This is a genomic window from Streptomyces sp. NPDC046557 (assembly GCF_040645975.1).
Taxonomy (GTDB): domain Bacteria; phylum Actinomycetota; class Actinomycetes; order Streptomycetales; family Streptomycetaceae; genus Streptomyces.
In genome coordinates this window covers 16,511-35,591 of the sequence record NZ_JBEYZH010000014.1, presented here as the reverse complement: position 1 = coordinate 35,591, position 19,081 = coordinate 16,511, and the positions used below count along the sequence as shown (strand labels likewise).

The following is a 19,081-nucleotide window of genomic DNA, read 5'->3' as shown; positions in this document are numbered from 1 at the left end:
TGTGGCCCCTCGGGAGGCGAAGTACAACTAAGCCTGGTAGTTTTTGAACTGACCGGTCAGTTCAAAAGAAGGGGGACGGCATGGACAGCCCACAGGGCGCGGCCGTCAAGGCCGAGGGCTTCGGACTCAGGGGCCCGCGCGGCTGGGTGTTCCGCGGGGTGGCCATCGAAGCGGAGCCCGGCTCGCTCATCGCCATCGCGGGCCCCTCGGGCAGCGGTCGCACCTGTCTCCTGCTCGCCCTCACCGGCCGCATGAAGTCCTCCGAGGGGCATGCCGAGATCGGTCGCCACCGGCTGCCGAAGAAGATGGCAGCGGTCCGCCGGATCTCCGCCCTCGCCCACGTACCCGGGGTCAACGACCTGGACCCCGCCCTCACCGTCGCCGAACAGCTCCGCGAGGGAGCCCTGCTCCAGCGCCGTTACGAGGGCCCCGTGCGCGCCCTGCTGCGCCCGAGCGGCGAGCGCCGGATCTCCACCGCTGCCCGGATCGACGAGGCGCTCGCCGCCGCCGGACTGGACCTCGCCACCCTGCCCAAGGGCCCGCGCACCTCGGTGCGCGACCTCGAACGGCTGGAGTCCCTGCGGCTCTCGGTGGCCATCGCCCTGCTCGCGCAGCCCCGGCTGCTGGCCCTGGACGACGTCGACCTCAAACTCCCGGCCGCCCAGAGCGCCGAAGCCTGGGCCCTGCTCCGCTCGCTCGCCGAGCGCGGCACCACCGTCCTCGCGGCGTGCAGCGAGGCGCCGCGGGACGCGACGGTCCTGCGCCTGGGCGCAGCCGGCGAGGCGGCGGCACAGTCCGAGCCGCCCACCGCGCCGGCTGCCGGGCCCGACACCGCCGGGTCCGCGCCCGACGCCGCCGCAACCGACCAGCACGACCGCACCGACGGGGACCGCACCGACGCGGACCGCACCGACAAGGGCCACACCGACGCGGACACCGACGACGACACGAACACGAAGGGGGCCGACGATGCGCTCACCGAAGCTCGCCGCGCTTGAGCTCAAGCGCTTCGGCCGGGGCAAGCTCCCCGCCGCCGCCCTCGTCGCGCTGCTCCTCCTGCCCCTGCTCTACGGCGCGCTGTACCTGTGCTCGTTCTGGGACCCGTACAGCCGCCTCGACAAGATCCCCGTCGCACTCGTCAACGCCGACCGCGGCGCCACCGTCGACGGCAAGCGCATCGCGGCGGGCGACGAGATCACCAAGAAGCTGCACACCAGCAAGACCTTCGACTGGCGTGAGGTGAACGCCGACGAGGCGGCCAAGGGGCTGGAACACGGGAAGTACTACCTCTCGCTGACCATGCCCGCCGACTTCAGCGCGAAGATCGCCTCCAGCTCCGGCGCGGACCCCGCGACCAGCGCCCTCCAGGTCCGCACCAACGACGCGAACAACTACATCGTCGGCTCGATCTCGAAGACCGTCTTCTCCGAGGTCCGCGCGGCGGCGTCCACCAACGCCTCTCGAGGCTTCCTCGACAAGATCTTCGTCAGTTTCTCCGACCTCCACGACAAGACCGCCGAGGCCGCCGACGGCGCCGACAAACTCAAGGACGGCGCGGGCAAGGCCCAGCAGGGCGCCAAGGAGCTCGCCGACGGCCTCGACACGGCCAAGGAGAAGTCCGGTGAACTCACCGGCGGTCTCAAGAAGCTGAACTCCGCCGCCGGTCAGCTGGAGACCGGTACGAAGGAGGTCGCCGACGGCACCCAGATGGTCGCCGACCAGGTCAACGGCGCCGCCGCGAAGGCACGTCCGTTCGTCAAGGACCCCAAGTCCCTCGCCGACACCGCCCGTCTGGTCGCTGACACCGCCAAGGTGGTCAACAACCACCTCGACAAGTTCGCCGAGAAGGCACCCGCCGCGGCGTCCGTCACCAAGCGGGTCGCCACCGACGCCGCCACGTACTACACCGACCACTGCGTCACCCCGGGCGCCGAGCCGCACCTCACCTCCTGCCCCACCCTCAAGAAGCTCAAGGACGACGCGGCCGAGGGCGCCCTGCTGGCCGGAGACGTCAACAACGTTTTCAAGGACACGAACGGCGACCTCACCACCCTCCGCGGCCAAGTCACGGACCTGGAGACGAAGGCCAACGCCCTCGCCGCGGCGGCCCCCGGCCTCTCCTCCGACCTCGACTCGGCCGTCGCCAAGGTCAACGCCCTCAACACCGGCGCCCACCAGGTCGCCACCGGCATGGCCAAGCTGCACACCGGCCTCGGCACCGCCACCGGCGGCTCCGGCGCCCTCGGTGAAGGCGTGGGCAAGCTCGGCGACGGCGCCCACACCCTCGACGGCGGCATGTACAAGCTGGTGGACGGCACCGGCGAGCTTGCCGGCGGCCTGCACGACGGCGCCGGCAAGATCCCCGACTACGACCAGCAGGCGCGCGACGCCCGTACCCAGGTCATGGCCGACCCGATCCGGCTCGCCAACCAGTCCCTGCACCGGGCGCCCAACTACGGCACCGGCTTCGCCCCCTACTTCATCCCGCTCTCCCTCTGGGTCGGCGCGATGGTCGCCTACATGCTGATCGCGCCCCTCAACAAGCGGGCCCTGGCCACGGGCGCCTCGCCGTGGCGGATCGCCTTCGCGGGCTGGCTGCCCGTGGCGGGGATCGGCGTCGCCCAGGTCGCCGCGCTGATGTCCGTACTCCACTGGGGCCTCGGCCTGGAGATGTCGCGCCCGGCGCTGACCATCGCGTTCCTGGCGCTGGTGACCGCCTGCTTCGCCGCGATCGTCCAGTGGCTCAACGCCAAGTTCGGCGCGGCCGGACGCATCCTGGTCCTCGCCTTCCTGATGCTCCAACTGACCTCGGCGGGCGGCACGTACCCCGTCCAGACCAGCCCCGGTTTCTTCAACGCCGTCCACCCGTACCTGCCGATGTCGTACGTCGTGGAGGGCCTGCGCCGGCTGATCACCGGCGGTGACCTCACGCCGGTGTGGACGGGCTGCGCGGTCCTGGCCGCCTTCACGGCCGGGGCGCTCGCCCTCACCGCCCTCGCCGCCCGCGGCAAGCAGGTGTGGACGATGGACCGGCTGCACCCCGAACTGAGCCTTTAGGGAGCCGGTGACCTGTGAGAATCAGCGCCATGGAAAGCAGCAGCACCGGTACGGGTGCCGGCAGCGGCCGGCGGCGGGCGACCCGGCAGAAGCTCTACGAAGCGGCCGTCACCCTCATCGCCGAGCAGGGATTCTCCGCGACGACGGTCGACGAGATCGCCGAGCGGGCGGGCGTCGCCAAAGGCACCGTCTACTACAACTTCGCCAGCAAGACCGATCTCTTCGAGGAGCTGCTGCGCCACGGGGTGGGGCTGCTGACCGCCTCGCTGCGGGAAGCGGCGGAGTCCACCGAGGCCCGGGGCGGCACCCGGGTCGAGGCGCTGGACGAGATGATCCGCGCGGGCCTGGTCTTCATCGACCGCTACCCGGCCTTCACCCAGCTGTACGTGGCAGAGTTGTGGCGCACCAACCGGGCGTGGCAGTCCACGCTGATGGTTGTCCGCCGGGAGGCGGTGGCCGTGGTGGAGACGGTGCTGCGCGAGGGCGTGGAGCGCGGGGAACTCAGTGCGGAGATCGACGTGCCGCTGACGGCGGCGGCGATGGTCGGCATGGTGCTGGTGGCCGCGCTGGACTGGCAGTCCTTCCAGAGCGAGCGTTCGCTGGACGACGTGCACTCGGCGCTGTCCCTGCTGCTGCGGGGCCGTGTCAGCGGGAGCCGTTGACACCGGCGGGTGACCCCCGGTCGGCGGTGCCGCCGGGCGGGGGTCGCGGCGTAGAACTGAGTATCCGTACCCAGACGTCCCCGGGCCTCGAAATGAGTACCTGTACGGATGGGCTCCCACCTGTGTGAACAGCAGACTGGGGGCGACGGACGGGGCCGCTCGGCCCGCACCGCGGACACGGGGCCGCGGAGCGGGACCGGGTCCTCGCCCGGCACCGGTTCCCCGTCCCGCACCGGGAGGGGAAACCCGGTGGGTACGCCGGTCGCGGCGGGGCTCGGGGGGATCGGGCCCCGCCGCACCGGCGGGTATCCACCCCTCAGCCGCGCCCCCGCAGCGGGAGGCGGATCGCCGCCACGCGGGCGGAGAGCGCCGAGACGAACGCCGACCACCGGGCCGAGAGCGCCCAACCCACCCGGGCGGCCGAACGCGGCAGCAGCAGGGCCCGCAGCCGGGTGCCCCGGGACACCGCCGCCAGCAGCCCGGCCCGCGCCACCAGGACGTCGCCCGCCGGTCCCTCGTACGGCGACTCCGCGCCCGGCGGGGCGTACAGCGCCCGCTCCACCGCGCCCGCCACCCGGTGCACGGCCCGGGCCGCGTCACCCTCCAGCCGACCCCGCTCGACGATGCGCCCGGCCGCCCGGCGGGGCGACAGCGCCTCGTCCGGGGGGATGTTCACGTCCCAGGCCGCGTCACCCAGCTCCCGCCAGGCGAGCAGCACGTCCCGCGCGGCCAGCCGCCGCTGTCGCAGCCGCCTGCGCCACACCACCGGGAGCAGCGGCAGCGACAGCAGCATCAGCGCGCCCGCCGTCCAACCCAGCACGGCCAGGGCCGACACACCGCCGGAGCCCGCTCCCGCGTCCTGTCCGAGGACCGGGGCCCCGCACTCGCCGAGCTTCTTGAGGTCCGGCGGGCAGGCGTCCGTCTGCGACGGGGCGGCCGTCGGCTGCGACTCGTTCGGCGAGGGCAGGGCGGTCGGCGCGGACGGCTGGGTCTGCGGGGCGTCGGCGCGGCTGTAGTCCGGCAGCGAGATACCGGACCGGGGCGTCGGCTCGAAGCGGGTCCAGCCCGCGCCCTCGAAGTACAGCTCCGGCCAGGCGTGCGCGTCACGCATCGTCACGTTCACGCTGCCGTCCGACTGCTTGGTGCCCGGGGTGAACCCGACCGCGACCCGCGCCGGGATGCCCAGCGAGCGGGCCATCGCCGCCATCGAGAACGAGAAGTGGATGCAGAAGCCCTCCTTGTCGTTCAGGAACCGGGCGATGGCCTGCGACCCCGTCCCCGAGGACACCGTCGTGTCGTAGCGGAAGCCGCCGCTGACCGCGAAGAAGTCCTGGAGCATCACGGCCCGCGTGTAGTTGTCCTTCGCGCCCCGGGTGACCCGCCGGGCCGTGTCCCCGACGACCGGCGGAAGGTTGTCCGGCAGCCGCGTGTACTCGTTCATGACCAGCGGGTCGGTCGGTGGGGCGTGCCGGAGCTGCTCCGCCGTCGGCTGGAGCAGCAGGCTCCGGACCGTGTACTGCGCGCCCTGCACGTTCTGGTAGGTGTCCTTGCCGAGCTGGTCGCCGACCAGGGTCCGGCCGACCGGTTCGAACCGCCACTTCCCGCCGATGTCCACCTGCGTCGCCGGGTAGGGCATCGGCAGGTAGCGCTGGGCGTACGTCTCGGCCGCCGAGACGGTCGTGCGCACCTCGGACGCGCCGCGCCGGATCTCCGGGTCGACGAGCCCCTGCGGGTTCGGCAGTCGCGGCGGGACGTCCGTCAGGGGCCGCCCGGACGCTTGCCACTTGACGCCGTCGAACTCGTCGAGCGCCAGGATGCGCAGGTACTGCTCGGAGAGCTGCGGACTGTCCGTGCGGTAGCGCAGCACCACCCGGTTGTCCTGCGCGTTGAGGCTGCTCTGCAGGGAGACCAGCGGGTTGACCGCCGAGATCGTCCCGCCGCCCGCACCGCCGGAGCCGTCGCCGCCACCGCCCAGCATCCCGCCGCCCATGGCCGGCAGCGCCAACGGCAGGGCCAGCGCCAGGCCCAGCGCGACGGCGCCGATCCGTCGCCCGGTCCGTACGGGGGCCACGGCCTCACCGCCGCTCCCGACACCACCGGACCCCGGGGCCGCCCCGCCGAACACCCGACCCCACTGCGCGAGCCGGTCGCGACTCTCCGCGAGCAGGAGCAGCAGGTAGCCGCAGCCGGCCATGACGAAGGACAGCCAGGCGCCGCCGCGGCCCGCCGACAGCCCGGCGGCCACCGAGTACAGCGCGAGCAGCGGAAGCCCGGCCGCGGCGGCGGAGCGCACCGTCACGGCCAGCAGGTCCACCAACAGCCCGATCAACAGCACCCCGGACAGCAGCAGCATCCGGATGCCGTCGGTCGTCGGAGCCGGTATGGCGAACTCGCCGACGTCCCGGACGCCCTGCCCGAACAGCGAACCGAAGTCGGTGAGGAAGTAGCCCGGCACCCCGCCCGAGGAGTTCTCGGCCTTCCCGGCGAACAGGAACGCCAGGAGCAGCAGGGACACCAGGACCTGCGCGCCGACCGTCAGGGCCGGGCCCGCCGGCAACCGCCGGGCGCCGGCCCCCACCAGGCTCTGTACGGCCAGCAGCAACGCCGCCTGCGCCAGCCAGCCGGGGGACTCCACCAACGGTGTCAGCGACCAGGAGGTGAGCAGGGTCGCCAGCAGCGCGAAAAGCGTGACTCGTGCCTGCCCGCTCATCCGCGGCCTCCCGAAGCGGTCGTGCCCCGCGCGGTCGTACCCGAGGAGACGGCACCGGCCTGGCGCCACAGCTCGCCGAAGGCGGCCCCGGGCGGGACCGCGAGCGCCGTCCAGCCCGCGTCGCGCAGCCGGCGCAGCGGTTCCTCCACCCGCGAGGGCAGCCCGGTCCAGGCCGCCGGGTCCAGGACGAACGCCACCGCGCCCCCGCTGCGCCGGCACATCCGGGCCGCGAGTTCGCTCTGTACGTCGTCCAGGTCCCCGAAGAAGGCGATGAGGAGTCCGTCGGAGCCGGCCGAGGCGAAGCCGCCGCCGCCCACGCCGCCGCGCAGTGCCTCGTGGGCACCGGCGAGACCCGCGCCGTCGGAGTGGCCGACGACCGCGAGGGTGTCCATCATCAGCCCGGCCGCCTCGGCGGACTCCTGGGCGCCGGAGGAGAACCCGCCGCCCGCCTCGCCGGGGACCGAGTTGCCCGTGTCGGTCAGCAGCCGCACCGAGAAGCCGTGCTCCAGCAGGTGCAGCAGGGTGGAGGCGGCCCCCGACACCGCCCACTCGAAGGCGGAGTCGGGTCCCGCGCCCTCGTAGGCGCCCTGCCGGGTGTCCAGCAGGACGGTCGCCCTGCTGCGCTGCGGCTGTTCCTCGCGGCGCACCATCAGCTCGCCGTAGCGGGCGGTGGAACGCCAGTGCACCCGGCGCAGGTCGTCCCCGCGCCGGTAGGTGCGCGGGATGACGTCGTCGTCCCCGGCCAGGGCCAGCGAGCGGCGGCTGCCGTCGCCGTACCCGGAGGACTCGCCGCCCAGCCGGACCGGGGGCAGCGCCTCGGTGCGCGGGACGACGGTCAGGGTGTCGTAGGTGCTGAACGAGCGCGTCAGCTCGACCATCCCGAACGGGTCGGTCAGGCGAAGCTGGAGCGGGCCCAGCGGGTAGCGCCCGCGCAGGTCGGAGCGGACCCGGTAGGACACCTCGCGGCGGCCGCCCGGCTCGACCCGGTCCAGTACGAAGCGGGGCCGCGGCCCCAGGACGTAGGGCACCCGGTCTTGGAGCATCAGCAGTCCGGTGGGCATCCGGGACACGTTGTCCATGCGCAGTCGCACCCGGGCCTCGCCGCCGGCGGGCACCCGGTCCGGGGTCAGCCGGCGGCTGCCGGAGACCCGGTAGCGGGTGCGGTGCAGGGCGGCGACGCAGATCAGCGGCAGCAGGGCGAGCAGCAGCCCGACCCGGAGCAGTTCGCTCTGGCCCAGGACGTACGCGCACACGGCGGCGGCGGCCCCGGCGGCCAGGAAGGACCGGCCGCGGGTGGTCAGCCCGGACAGCGAGGCACGCAGGCCGCCGGTCCCCTGGGCCGTCCCGCCGGCGCCGTGCGGGGCACCGGCGCTCATCAGAAGCCCCGGATGCCCGCGCCGGGCGGCATCTCGCCGCGGGCGTGCGCGGGGACGGGGGTGCGCTGGAGGATGTCGACGACGACCTGCTCGGCGGTGCGCCGGTTGAGCTGGGCCTGCGCGGTGGGCAGCAGCCGGTGCGCGAGGACGGGCCCGGCCAGTTGCTGGACGTCGTCGGGAAGCACGTAGTCGCGCCCCGACAGCGCGGCGGACGCCTTGACGGCGCGCAGCAGGTGCAAGGTGGCGCGGGGCGAGGCGCCCAGGCGCAGGTCCGGGTGACCGCGGGTGGCGGAGACCAGTTCGACCACGTACCGGCGCACGGGCTCGGCCACGTACACCTCGCGGACGGCCTCGATCAGTTTGACGATGTCGTGGGCGTGCGCGACGGCCTGGAAGTCGTCGAGCGGGGAGACGCCGCCGTGCACGTCGAGCATCTGGAGCTCTGCCTCGCGGCTGGGGTAGCCGACCGAGACGCGCGCCATGAACCGGTCGCGCTGGGCCTCGGGCAGCGGGTAGGTGCCCTCCATCTCCACCGGGTTCTGGGTGGCGACGACCATGAAGGGGCTGGGCAGCGCGTAGGTGGTGCCGTCGGTGGTGACCTGCCGCTCCTCCATCGACTCCAGCAGCGCCGACTGCGTCTTCGGCGAGGCTCGGTTGATCTCGTCGCCGATGACGATCTGGGCGAAGATCGCGCCGGGCTTGAACTCGAACTCGTGGCGCTGCTGGTCGTAGATGCTGACGCCGGTGATGTCGGAGGGCAGCAGGTCCGGGGTGAACTGGATGCGCTGCACCGAGCAGTCGATGGACTTGGCGAGCGCCTTGGCGAGCATCGTCTTGCCGACGCCCGGCACGTCCTCGATGAGCAGGTGGCCCTCGGCGAGCAGGACGGTCAGCGCGAGGCGGACGACCTCGGGCTTGCCCTCGATGACGCTTTCGACCGAGTGGCGCACCCGCTCCGCCGTGCTGGTCAGATCCGCGAGGCTCGCTCGATCGTCGTACGTGGTCACCTGGTTCTCCTCGGCCTTTCCCAGGGCCGACGCCCCTTGGCGCATGAACCGGCCCACCCCGAAACCCCCCGATCGCGCGAGGGGGCGGACGCCGGGCCCGACGGCTCCCGGGTGGCGTCACCCCGCATTCTTGACGGCGTTGCGGCGCCGTGTCACTCAGGAGACGGGATCGATCTCCCGCAGGAGCCCGGTGTGCACGTCGAAGACGAAGCCTCGCACATCGTCCTTGAAGGGCAGGAAGGGGTTGGTGCGGACCCGCTGCATGGACTGGCGGACGTCCTGGTCGACGTCCCGGAACGCCTCCACGGCCCAGGCGGGACGCTGGCCCACCTCGTCCTCCAGCTCGTGCCGGAAGTCCTCGGTCAGGCTTTCGAGGCCGCAGCCGGTGTGGTGGATCAGTATCACCGCGCGGGTGCCGAGCGCCCGCTGGCTGATGGTGAGCGAACGGATCGTGTCGTCGGTGACCACACCCCCCGCGTTGCGGATGGTGTGGCAGTCGCCGAGTTCCAGCCCGAGGGCCTTGTGCAGGTCGAGTCGGGCGTCCATACAGGCCACCACGGCCACCTTCAGCACGGGACGGGCGTCCATGCCGGGGTCTGTGAATCGGGCGGCGTAGCGCCGGTTCGCCTCGACCAGCCGGTCCGTGACGGAGCGGCCGCCGGTTGCCTGGGTTGCCGGGTCTGCGGGCAGCGATGCGGAAGTCGTCATGGGTACGACGTTAGTGGTCACAGCCCGTTGTGGCATCGAGTGAGGGGGGACAAAGAACGTCAACGGGGTTTGTTGTGAGCTAACCCACAGGGGTGGGGCGGGGTCGGCCGTTCGGGTGATTGGCGGCTTTTGCGGATTGGCCCACAGTGGGGCGCACCGCGCGCGGGGCGGTTCGTTGACCGTGGCGACCGTTGCACTAAAGTGACGCGAACCGGCCGGGGCCCGGCCCTCACCGGCCGCCCGGCCCCCTGGTAACACTCCGCGTGCGCGGCGCGGCGTATGCCTGCCGCGCCGTTATCTGAGAGGGCGCTTTGACTAGCGAGTCCCGACATGTCCCGGTGATGCTCCAGCGGTGCCTGGACCTGTTGGCCCCGGCGCTGGAGAGGCCCGGCGCCGTCGTCGTCGACTGCACCCTCGGCCTCGGCGGCCACAGCGAGGCCCTGCTCACCCGGTTCCCCGAGGTCCACCTGATCGGCCTGGACCGGGACAAGGAGGCCCTGCGGCTCTCCGGCGAACGGCTCGCGCCCTTCGGCGAGCGGGCCACCCTCGTACACGCCATCTACGCCGACCTCGCCGAGGTGCTGGACGGCCTGGGCATCCCCACCGTCCAGGGCATCCTCTTCGACCTCGGCGTCTCCTCCATGCAGCTCGACGAGGCCGACCGCGGGTTCGCGTACGCGCAGGACGCGCCGCTCGACATGCGGATGGACCAGACCACCGGCATCAGCGCCGCCGAGGTCCTCAACACCTACGCGCCCGGCGAGCTGGTCCGCATCCTGCGCCAGTACGGCGAGGAGAAGCAGGCCAAGCGCATCGTCTCGGCGATCGTGCGCGAGCGCGCGAGGGAACCGTTCTCGAACAGCGCCCGACTGGTCGAGGTGATCCGCGAGGCGCTGCCGCAGGCGGCGAAGCGGACGGGCGGCAACCCGGCGAAGCGGACCTTCCAGGCGCTGCGGATCGAGGTCAACGCCGAACTGGCCGGGCTGGAGCGGGCGATCCCGGCGGCCGTGGACCGGATCGCGGTCGGCGGCCGCGTTGCGGTGCTGTCCTACCACTCGCTGGAGGACCGGCTGGTGAAGCAGGTCTTCGCCGCGGGCGCGACCTCCACCGCGCCGCCGGGGCTCCCGGTCGTGCCCGAGCGCTACCAGCCGAAGTTGAAACTGCTCACCCGCGGTGCGGAGCTCCCGACGGAGGAGGAGATCGCCGAGAACCGGCGGGCCGCCCCGGCGCGCTTCCGCGGGGTAGAGCGCATCCGGGAGGCGCGACTGTGACGAAACGCGGGCTGCTGCGGGGCGGGGGCGGCGCGGGGGCCGGTCAGGGCGGGTTCGGCCAGAGCACGTCCGGCCAGAGCACGTCCGGGCAGGCGGCGCGGATGCCGTTCGTCCTGCTGGTCGTGGCCCTGCTCGGCGGCGGGCTGATCAGCCTGCTGCTGCTGAACTCGGCGCTGAACCAGGGCTCCTTCCAGCTCAGCAAGCTGAAGAAGGAGACCACCGTCCTGCGGGACGAGCAGCAGGAGCTGCAGCGGGACGTGGACGGGTACTCGGCGCCGGACGCGCTCCAGCGGCGGGCGCACGAGCTGGGCCTGGTGCCTGGCGGCAGCCCGGTCTTCATCGGCCCGGACGGGAAGGTCGCGGGAACACCGACGGCGGCCGATACACCGCCCCCGCCGTCGCCCCCGCCGGCCGCACCGCCGGTTTCCCAGAGCCCGGCCGCACCGCCGGCCGCGTCGATCTCCCCCACCCCGAGCCCGGCGGGCTCGCCCTCCTCCGGAAGGTGACGTCGTGAACCGAATCCAGCCCCGCCGGCCACCGAGGCACGGGGTCGGGCGCGGAGCCCCGGCAGCGGCGCCGCCGACGACCAAGGCGGCGACCACACCGACGACCACGACGGGCCGGCGGCACGGGGCGCGGACGTGAGCCCGCAGGTGCCCCGACGCAGGGTGCCCGGCCCGGCGCGGGCGCGGGCCACCGGCCGCCCCGGCCCCGCGCGCACCCCCCACACCATCCGCCTCGGCAGCCCCAAACCCCGACTGCGTCTGGTCAGCGTCGCCCTCACCCTCGTGATGCTCGCCTTCGTCGTCCGACTCCTCCAAGTGCAGGCCGTCGACGCCTCCGCCTACTCCGCCAAGGCGTCCGAGAACCGCTTCGCCAGCTACACCCTGGCCGCCGAGCGCGGGGAGATCACCGACCGCAGGGGCGTGGCCTTGGCCACCAGCGTCGACGCGTACGACATCACCGCCGACCCGAAGATGTTCACCCCGCAGGAGAGCAAGGCCCCGGACGCCCCCGAGCAGGCCGCCGCCCTCCTCGCGCCGATCCTCGGCAAGGACGCCAAGGAGATCGCGGGCCGCCTGGGGACCAAGAACTCCCGCTACGTCGTCCTCGCGCGCCGGCAGACCCCCCAGGTCTGGAACCAGATCAAGAACCTCCAGAAGGTCTTCGCCGACAAGGCGGCCGCCGACCGGAAGAACAACGGGCCCGGCGCCAACGTCCTGGCCGGAGTGTTCAAGGAGGACAGCAGCAAGCGCGTGTACCCGAACGGCGACCTGGCCGCCGGGATACTGGGTTACGTCAACGCCGACGGCAAGGGCGGCGGCGGCCTGGAGTCCGCCCTCGACAAGAAGCTGGCCGGCAAGGACGGCGAACTCACCTACGCCCAGTCCGGCGGCCGTCGCGTCCCCACCGCCGGATCCAGCGAGAAGCCCGCCGTGCCCGGCGACGACATCGAGCTGACCATCGACCGCGACATCCAGTGGGCCGCGCAGAGCGCCATTACCGAGCAGGTCGAGAAGTCCGGCGCCGACCGCGGCTACGTCATCGTCCAGGACACCCGCACCGGCGAGGTGCTGGCCATGGCCAACGCCCCCGGCTTCGACCCCAACGACCTCAGCAAGGCCAGCTCCGCCGCCATGGGCAACGCGGCCCTCCAGGACGTCTACGAGCCCGGCTCCACCGCCAAGGTGATGTCGATGGCCGCCGTGCTGGAGGAGAAGAAGGCCACCCCGGAGACCCACGTCGAGGTCCCCAACCGGCTCCACCGAGGCGACCGGCTCTTCAAGGACGACATCGACCACCCCACCTGGTACCTGACCCTCAACGGGGTCCTCGCCAAGTCCTCGAACATCGGCACGATCCTCGCCACCGGTCAGCTGGGCAGCACGCAGAGCGAGGCGAACAAGGTCCTCTACTCCTACCTGAACAAGTTCGGCATCGGGCAGCCCACCGGCCTGAACTACCCGGGCGAGTCCCGCGGCATCCTCGCCAAACCCGAGGACTGGTCCACCTCGCAGCAGTTCACCATCCCCTTCGGCCAGGGCCTCTCCCTCAACGCCATGCAGGCCGCCTCGGTGTACTCGACCATCGCCAACGGCGGGGTCCGGATCCAGCCGACGCTGGTCCGCGGCACCAAGGGCCCCGACGGCCGCTTCACCCCCGCCAAGGCGCCCGGGCAGACGCGCGTCGTCAGCCCGGAGACCGCAAAGACCCTCGCCCAGATGCTCGAATCCGTCGTCGACGACCAGGAGGGCACCGGCATCAAGGCGCGGATCCCCGGCTACCGGGTCGGCGGCAAGACCGGCACCTCCAACCGGGTGGATCCGGCCACCGGCCGCTACAAGGGCTACACCGCCTCCTTCGCCGGGTTCGCACCCGCCGACAACCCGCGGATCACCGTCTACTGCGCCATCCAGAACCCTACGAAGGGCAGCTACTTCGGCGGCCAGATCTGCGGGCCGATCTACAAGCAGGTCATGGAGTTCGCGCTCAAGACCCTCCAGGTCGCCCCCACCGGAACCGCCCCCGCCGGGCTGCCCGTCACCTACGACGTCGCACCCCCGCCGGCCCCGGAGCCCGCACCCCGGACCAGCCCGCAGCCCGGCCAGTGAACCGACCGCCCAGCCAGAGACGCGTGAGGCACCATCAGTGACAACGATCACCCCGAAAACCGGGAACCAGTCGGCCCCCGACGCCGCCGCCGGGCCCTCGCTTCGCGAGCGGCCCGCCACGCCCGGTACGCTCACCGCCGTGTCCCACGCTGATCAGCCCAGAACGCCCCAGAAAGACGCCCCGGCAGCGCCGCCGGGAGCGCCCCGGCCCCTCTCCGTCCGCCCGACCCCGCTGGGCGAGCTGGCGCAGTTGCTGGGCGTCCGAACGGCAGGAGCCGAGCCGCGGACGGAAACGACGCGGATCACCGGCATCACGCACGACTCCCGCGCCGTGCGCCCCGGCGACCTGTACGCGGCCCTGCCCGGCGCCAAGCTGCACGGGGCGGACTTCGCCGCCCAGGCGGCCGCCCTCGGCGCCGCCGCCGTGCTGACCGACCCGGCCGGCGCCGACCGCGCCACCGCGACGGGACTGCCGGTACTCGCCGTCGCCGACCCGCGCGTCCGGATGGGCGAGCTCGCCGCCGAGATCTACGGCCGCCCCGGTGAGGCCCTGCTCCAGCTCGGCATCACCGGCACCTCCGGCAAGACCACCACGGCCTACCTCGTCGAGGGCGGCCTGCGCGGCGCCGGACGCGCGACGGGCCTGGTCGGCACAGTCGAGACGCGCATCGGGGACGAGCGCATCAAGTCCGAGCGCACCACCCCCGAGGCCACCGACCTCCAGGCCCTCTTCGCCGTCATGCGCGAACGCGGGGTCGAGGCCGTGACCATGGAGGTCTCCAGCCACGCCCTGGTGCTCGGCCGGGTGGACGGCTGCGTCTTCGACGTCGCCGTCTTCAACAACCTCAGCCCCGAGCACATGGAGTTCCACTCCGACATGGAGGACTACTTCCAGGCCAAGGCGCAGCTCTTCACCGAGCGCCGCGCCCGCCTCGGAGTGGTCAACGTCGACGACGAGTACGGCCGCCGCCTGGCCAAGGAGGCGACCATCCCGATCGTCACCTTCTCCGCCTCGGGCGACCCCGCCGCCGACTGGCGCGCCGAGGACGTGGCGCTGGGCGCCGCCGACTCCACGCTGACCCTGCTGGGCCCGGAAGGGCAGCGGGTACGGGCCACCGCGCCGCTGCCCGGCCCGTTCAACGTCGCCAACACCGTCGCCGCGATCGTCACGCTCGCCGCCGCCGGCCTCGACCCGCAGACCGCCGCCGACGGCGTCGCCGCGGTCCCCGGGGTCCCCGGCCGGCTGGAGCGGGTCGAGGCGGGACAGCCGTTCCTGGCCGTCGTCGACTACGCGCACAAGACCGACGCCGTCGAATCGGTGCTGCGGGCGCTGCGCGAGGTCACCGAGGGCAAGCTGCACATCGTGCTCGGCTGCGGCGGCGACCGGGACACCACCAAGCGCGCCCCGATGGGCGCCGCGGCCGCCCGCTTCGCCGACACGGCCGTCCTGACCTCCGACAACCCGCGCTCCGAGGACCCGCTCGCGATCCTCGCCGCGATGTTCGAGGGGGCCGTCTCCGTACCGCCCGCCGAGCGGGGCGCCGTCCTGGTCGACGCCGACCGGGCCGCGGCCATCGCCGCCGCCGTCGCGCGGGCCCGGCCCGGTGACACCGTCCTGGTGGCCGGCAAGGGCCACGAGCAGGGCCAGGACACCGCGGGTGTCGTCCGCCCCTTCGACGACCGCGCGGTGCTCCGCGCCGCCATCGAACGCCAACAGCAGGCCCCCCAGGCCGAGGTGACCCCGTGATCCCCCTCTCCCTCGCCGAGATCGCCGACATCACCGGCGGGCAGCTCCACGACATACCGGATCCGTCCGTCCTGGTCACCGGCCCGGTCGTGTTCGACTCCCGCGAGGTGGCGGACGGCAGCCTGTTCGCCGCCTTCGTCGGCGAACGCGTCGACGGCCACGACTACGCCGCCACGGCCATCGCGGCGGGCGCCCGCGCCGTCCTCGCCACCCGGCCCGTCGATGTGCCCGCCGTCATCGTCCCCGACGTCGTCGCGGCCCTCGGGGCGCTGGCCGGCGCCGTCGTCGCCCGGATCGGCACCGACGTGGTGGCCCTGACCGGTTCGGCCGGCAAGACCTCCACCAAGGACCTCATCGCCCAGGTCCTCCAGCACCACGCGCCGACCGTGTGGACGCCGGGCAACCTCAACAACGAGATCGGCCTGCCGATCACCACGCTGCGCGCCACCGAGGAGACCCGGCACCTGGTGCTGGAGATGGGCGCCCGCGGCATCGGCCACATCCGCTACCTCACGGGGCTCACCCCGCCCCGCATCGGCCTCGTGCTGAACGTCGGCACCGCCCACATCGGCGAGTTCGGCGGCCGGGAGGCCATCGCCCAGGCCAAGGGCGAGCTGGTCGAGGCCCTGCCGTCCGAGGCCGAGGGCGGCGTCGCCGTCCTGAACGCGGACGACCCGTTGGTCCGCGCCATGTCCGCCCGCACGAAGGCCCGTACGGTCTTCTTCGGCGAGGCGGAGGACGCCGACGTACGGGCCACGGATGTCCGGATGACGCCCCAGGGCCAGCCGTCCTTCACACTCCACACACCCACCGGGTGCAGTGACGTGACCTTGCGCCTGTACGGTGAGCACCACGTGTCGAACGCGCTCGGCGCGGCCGCGGTCGCCCATGTTCTGGGCATGTCCGCCGAGGAGATCGCCACCGCGCTCTCCGGGGCGGGCACCTTGTCCCGGTGGCGGATGGAGGTCACCGAGCGCGCGGACGGCGTCACCATCGTCAACGACGCCTACAACGCGAACCCCGAGTCCATGCGGGCCGCTCTGCGAGCGCTCGCCGCGATGGGCTCCGCCGCTCAGGCGACCGGGGGTCGTACGTGGGCGGTGCTCGGCCCCATGGCCGAACTCGGTGACGACGCGCTGGCCGAACACGACGCGGTGGGACGGCTCGCCGTCCGGCTCAACGTGAGCAAGCTCGTCGCAGTCGGGGGCAGGGAAGCGTCCTGGCTGCAACTGGGCGCATATAACGAGGGTTCGTGGGGTGAGGAGTCGGTGCTCGTGTCCGACGCGCAGGCGGCGGTCGACCTGTTGCGCAGTGAACTGCGCCCGGGGGACGTCGTGCTGGTGAAGGCTTCCAGGTCCGCCGGTCTGGAGCGGGTCGCACAGGCTCTGCTCGAAGGCGAGGCCGCCGACCGATGAGGCAGATCCTGTTCGCCGGTGTCATCGGCATGTTCCTCACCGTCATCGGCACCCCGCTGCTGATCAAGCTGCTGGCCCGCAAGGGCTACGGCCAGTTCATCCGCGACGACGGCCCGCGCGGCCACGCCGGCAAGAAGGGCACGCCCACCATGGGCGGTATCTCCTTCATCCTGGCCACACTCATCGCGTACGCCCTCACCAAGGTGATCACGGGCGAGGAGCCGAGCTTCTCGGGTCTGCTGGTCCTGTTCCTGATGGCGGGCATGGGCCTGGTCGGTTACCTGGACGACTACATCAAGATCGTCAAGCGGCGCTCGCTCGGTCTGCGGGCCAAGGCCAAGATGGCCGGCCAGCTGATCGTCGGCATCGCCTTCGCGGTCCTCGCACTCCAATTCAAGGACGCGCGCGGGCTCACCCCGGCCTCCACCAAGCTGTCGTTCGTCACGGACTTCGGCTGGGCGATCGGCCCGGTGCTGTTCGTGGTCTGGGCGCTGTTCATGATCCTCGCCATGTCCAACGGCGTGAACCTCACGGACGGCCTCGACGGCCTGGCCACGGGCGCCGCGGTGATGGTCTTCGGCGCGTACACCTTCATCGGTGTCTGGCAGCACCAGGAGTCCTGCGTGAACGCGCAGGACCTGACCAACCCGGCGGCCTGCTTCGAGGTCCGCGACCCGCTGGACCTCGCGGTCGTCGCCTCCGCCCTGATGGGCGCCTGCTTCGGATTCCTGTGGTGGAACACCTCGCCCGCCAAGATCTTCATGGGTGACACCGGTTCGCTCGCGCTCGGCGGCGCCCTCGCCGGCCTCGCGATCTGCTCCCGCACGGAGTTCCTGATCGCCCTGCTCGGCGGCCTCTTCGTCCTCATCACCATGTCGGTCGTCATCCAGGTCGGGTCCTTCAAGGCGACCGGGAAGCGCGTCTTCCGGATGGCCCCGCTCCAACACCACTTCGAACTCAAGGGGTGGTCCGAAGTCCTTGTCGTGGTCCGCTTCTGGATCATCCAGGGCATGTGCGTGATCGTGGGCCTCGGACTCTTCTACGCGGGATGGGCAGCGGACAAGTGACGTCCTGGCAGGGCAAGAACATCACCGTCGCCGGCCTCGGCGTGAGCGGCGTCAGCGCCGCCCGCGCCCTGGCCGGCCTCGGCGCGGTCGTGACCGTCGTCGACGGCGGTGACAGCGAGGGACACCGGGCCCGCGCTGCGGAGCTGGAGGCGGCGGGGATCTCCGTACGCCTGGCGGACGCCGAGACGCTGCCGGAGGGCACCGACCTGGTCGTGACCTCGCCCGGCTGGAAGCCCGACAGCCCGCTCTTCGAGGCGGCCGCGAAAGCCGGTGTCGAGGTCGTCGGGGACGTGGAGATCGCCTGGCTGCTGCGCGGCCCCGACGCCGCCCCCTGGCTCGCGATCACCGGCACCAACGGCAAGACCACCACCACGCAGATGCTCGCCTCCATCCTGCGCGCCGCGGGCCTGCGGACGGCGGCCGTCGGCAACATCGGCACCCCCATCATCGACGTGGTGACCGGCGAGGAGCAGTACGACGTACTCGCCGTCGAACTCTCCAGCTACCAACTGCACTGGGCGCCCTCGGTGCGCGCCCACTCCGCGGCCGTCCTCAACCTGGCCCCCGACCACCTCGACTGGCACGGCTCCATGGCGGCGTACGCCGCCGACAAGGGCCGGATCTACGAGGGCAACACCGTCGCCTGTGTCTATAACGTCGCCGACCGGGCCACCGAGGAACTGGTCGAGAAGGCCGACGTCGAAGAGGGCTGCCGGGCCATCGGGTTCACCCTCGGCGCCCCCGGCCCCTCCATGCTCGGCGTCGTCGACGGCATCCTCGTGGACCGCGCCTTCGTCGAGAACCGGCAGAAGAACGCCCAGGAACTCGCCGAGGTCGGCGACGTCAACCCGCCGGCCCCGCACAACATCGCCAACGCGCTCGCCGCCGCCGCCCTCGCCCGCGCCTTCGGGGTCGAGCCCCGCGCCGTCCGTGACGGCCTGCGCGACTTCCGGCCGGACGCGCACCGGGTAGCGCACGTCGCGGAGGTGGCGGGAGTCACGTACGTCGACGACTCCAAGGCCACCAACACGCACGCCGCGGAGGCGTCCCTCGCCGCCTTCGAACCCGTCGTCTGGATCGCCGGCGGCCTCGCCAAGGGCGCGACCTTCGACGAACTCGTGCGGAAGTCGGCGGAGCGGCTGCGCGCCGTGGTGCTGATGGGCGCCGACCGGGCCCTCATCGCCGAGGCGCTGGCGCGACACGCCCCGCAGGTCCCGGTCGTGGACCTCGACCGGACCGACACTGGGGCGATGCTCGCAGCGGTCCGGGAAGCGGCCCGGCTCGCCGAGCGCGGCGACACCGTCCTGCTGGCACCTGCCTGTGCCTCGATGGACATGTTCGCGAACTACAACAAGCGTGGGGACGCGTTCGCCGACGCGGTACGCGAACTGGCCGCCGAGAGCGCCTAGGTCGACCCAGGGCAGGTGTCCCTCCCCGACCGGCTGCTCG

14 protein-coding genes are annotated in these 19,081 nt (G+C 72.7%); 10 read left to right on the top strand and 4 right to left on the bottom strand.

What is annotated here, in order from left to right; translation table 11 throughout:
• Positions 1–80: 80 nt before the first annotated feature.
• The 3 genes from ABZ934_RS22335 to ABZ934_RS22325 are packed head-to-tail and all read left to right on the top strand — an operon-like array spanning position 81 to position 3,719.
• Positions 81–998: an ATP-binding cassette domain-containing protein gene (locus ABZ934_RS22335; protein ID WP_361315924.1), complete on the top strand. Its 918-nt coding sequence runs from the start codon at positions 81–83 to the stop codon at positions 996–998.
• Positions 970–3,057, top strand: a complete 2,088-nt coding sequence (locus ABZ934_RS22330; RefSeq protein ID WP_361315921.1) for a YhgE/Pip domain-containing protein — start codon at positions 970–972, stop codon at positions 3,055–3,057. Before ABZ934_RS22335 ends, ABZ934_RS22330 begins: the two co-directional genes overlap by 29 nt.
• A 29-nt stretch (positions 3,058–3,086) precedes the next feature.
• Positions 3,087–3,719 carry a TetR/AcrR family transcriptional regulator gene (locus tag ABZ934_RS22325; protein WP_136215220.1) on the top strand — a complete coding sequence of 211 codons (633 nt, stop codon included), beginning with the start codon at positions 3,087–3,089 and terminating at the stop codon, positions 3,717–3,719.
• Between the two features lie 316 nt (positions 3,720–4,035).
• Here ABZ934_RS22325 and ABZ934_RS22320 read toward each other — a convergent pair whose 3' ends face one another.
• The 4 genes from ABZ934_RS22320 to ABZ934_RS22305 all read right to left on the bottom strand — a co-directional run bounded on the left by ABZ934_RS22320 (position 4,036) and on the right by ABZ934_RS22305 (position 9,556).
• Positions 4,036–6,429 (bottom strand): DUF3488 and transglutaminase-like domain-containing protein, encoded by a 2,394-nt coding sequence (locus ABZ934_RS22320; RefSeq protein WP_361315918.1) that lies wholly within the window; start codon positions 6,427–6,429, stop codon positions 4,036–4,038.
• The gene (locus ABZ934_RS22315) at positions 6,426–7,805 is read right to left on the bottom strand and encodes a DUF58 domain-containing protein (protein ID WP_361315915.1); all 1,380 of its coding nucleotides are present in this window, start codon (positions 7,803–7,805) and stop codon (positions 6,426–6,428) included. Before ABZ934_RS22315 ends, ABZ934_RS22320 begins: the two co-directional genes overlap by 4 nt.
• A complete protein-coding gene (locus tag ABZ934_RS22310) occupies positions 7,805–8,812 on the bottom strand; it encodes a MoxR family ATPase (protein ID WP_361315912.1) in 1,008 nt (335 codons plus the stop codon). The genes ABZ934_RS22315 and ABZ934_RS22310 overlap by 1 nt, the downstream gene beginning before the upstream one ends.
• 156 nt (positions 8,813–8,968) lie before the next feature.
• Complete coding sequence (locus ABZ934_RS22305) at positions 8,969–9,556, bottom strand: carbonic anhydrase (RefSeq protein WP_361315909.1); 588 nt, start codon at positions 9,554–9,556, stop codon at positions 8,969–8,971.
• A 275-nt stretch (positions 9,557–9,831) separates the two neighbouring features.
• Between ABZ934_RS22305 and rsmH the strand changes: the two genes are divergently transcribed.
• From rsmH to murD, 7 genes are all read left to right on the top strand, one after another.
• Positions 9,832–10,791: a 16S rRNA (cytosine(1402)-N(4))-methyltransferase RsmH gene (gene rsmH, locus ABZ934_RS22300; protein WP_361315906.1), complete on the top strand. Its 960-nt coding sequence runs from the start codon at positions 9,832–9,834 to the stop codon at positions 10,789–10,791.
• Positions 10,788–11,297, top strand: a complete 510-nt coding sequence (locus ABZ934_RS22295) for a hypothetical protein (protein ID WP_361315903.1) — start codon at positions 10,788–10,790, stop codon at positions 11,295–11,297. The genes rsmH and ABZ934_RS22295 overlap by 4 nt, the downstream gene beginning before the upstream one ends.
• Before the next feature lie 135 nt (positions 11,298–11,432).
• Positions 11,433–13,403 (top strand): penicillin-binding protein 2, encoded by a 1,971-nt coding sequence (locus tag ABZ934_RS22290; RefSeq protein WP_361315900.1) that lies wholly within the window; start codon positions 11,433–11,435, stop codon positions 13,401–13,403.
• A 37-nt stretch (positions 13,404–13,440) separates the two neighbouring features.
• The gene (locus ABZ934_RS22285; RefSeq protein WP_361315897.1) at positions 13,441–15,150 is read left to right on the top strand and encodes a UDP-N-acetylmuramoyl-L-alanyl-D-glutamate--2,6-diaminopimelate ligase; all 1,710 of its coding nucleotides are present in this window, start codon (positions 13,441–13,443) and stop codon (positions 15,148–15,150) included.
• A complete protein-coding gene (murF, locus tag ABZ934_RS22280; RefSeq protein WP_361315894.1) occupies positions 15,147–16,565 on the top strand; it encodes a UDP-N-acetylmuramoyl-tripeptide--D-alanyl-D-alanine ligase in 1,419 nt (472 codons plus the stop codon). Before ABZ934_RS22285 ends, murF begins: the two co-directional genes overlap by 4 nt.
• Entirely contained in the window at positions 16,562–17,632 is a 1,071-nt protein-coding gene (mraY, locus tag ABZ934_RS22275) for a phospho-N-acetylmuramoyl-pentapeptide-transferase (protein WP_361315892.1), read from the top strand. Before murF ends, mraY begins: the two co-directional genes overlap by 4 nt.
• Complete coding sequence (gene murD / locus ABZ934_RS22270; RefSeq protein ID WP_361315890.1) at positions 17,614–19,041, top strand: UDP-N-acetylmuramoyl-L-alanine--D-glutamate ligase; 1,428 nt, start codon at positions 17,614–17,616, stop codon at positions 19,039–19,041. The genes mraY and murD overlap by 19 nt, the downstream gene beginning before the upstream one ends.
• Positions 19,042–19,081 lie beyond the last annotated feature (40 nt).

Coding starts and splice junctions, on each gene's coding strand:
- ABZ934_RS22330 (WP_361315921.1), top strand. CDS start 970: ATGCGCTCACCGAAGCTCGCCGCGCTTGAGCTCAAGCGCTTCGGCCGG.
- ABZ934_RS22335 (WP_361315924.1), top strand. CDS start 81: ATGGACAGCCCACAGGGCGCGGCCGTCAAGGCCGAGGGCTTCGGACTC.
- ABZ934_RS22325 (WP_136215220.1), top strand. CDS start 3,087: ATGGAAAGCAGCAGCACCGGTACGGGTGCCGGCAGCGGCCGGCGGCGG.
- murD (WP_361315890.1), top strand. CDS start 17,614: ATGGGCAGCGGACAAGTGACGTCCTGGCAGGGCAAGAACATCACCGTC.
- ABZ934_RS22315 (WP_361315915.1), bottom strand. CDS start 7,805: ATGAGCGCCGGTGCCCCGCACGGCGCCGGCGGGACGGCCCAGGGGACC.
- mraY (WP_361315892.1), top strand. CDS start 16,562: ATGAGGCAGATCCTGTTCGCCGGTGTCATCGGCATGTTCCTCACCGTC.
- ABZ934_RS22320 (WP_361315918.1), bottom strand. CDS start 6,429: ATGAGCGGGCAGGCACGAGTCACGCTTTTCGCGCTGCTGGCGACCCTG.
- ABZ934_RS22305 (WP_361315909.1), bottom strand. CDS start 9,556: ATGCCACAACGGGCTGTGACCACTAACGTCGTACCCATGACGACTTCC.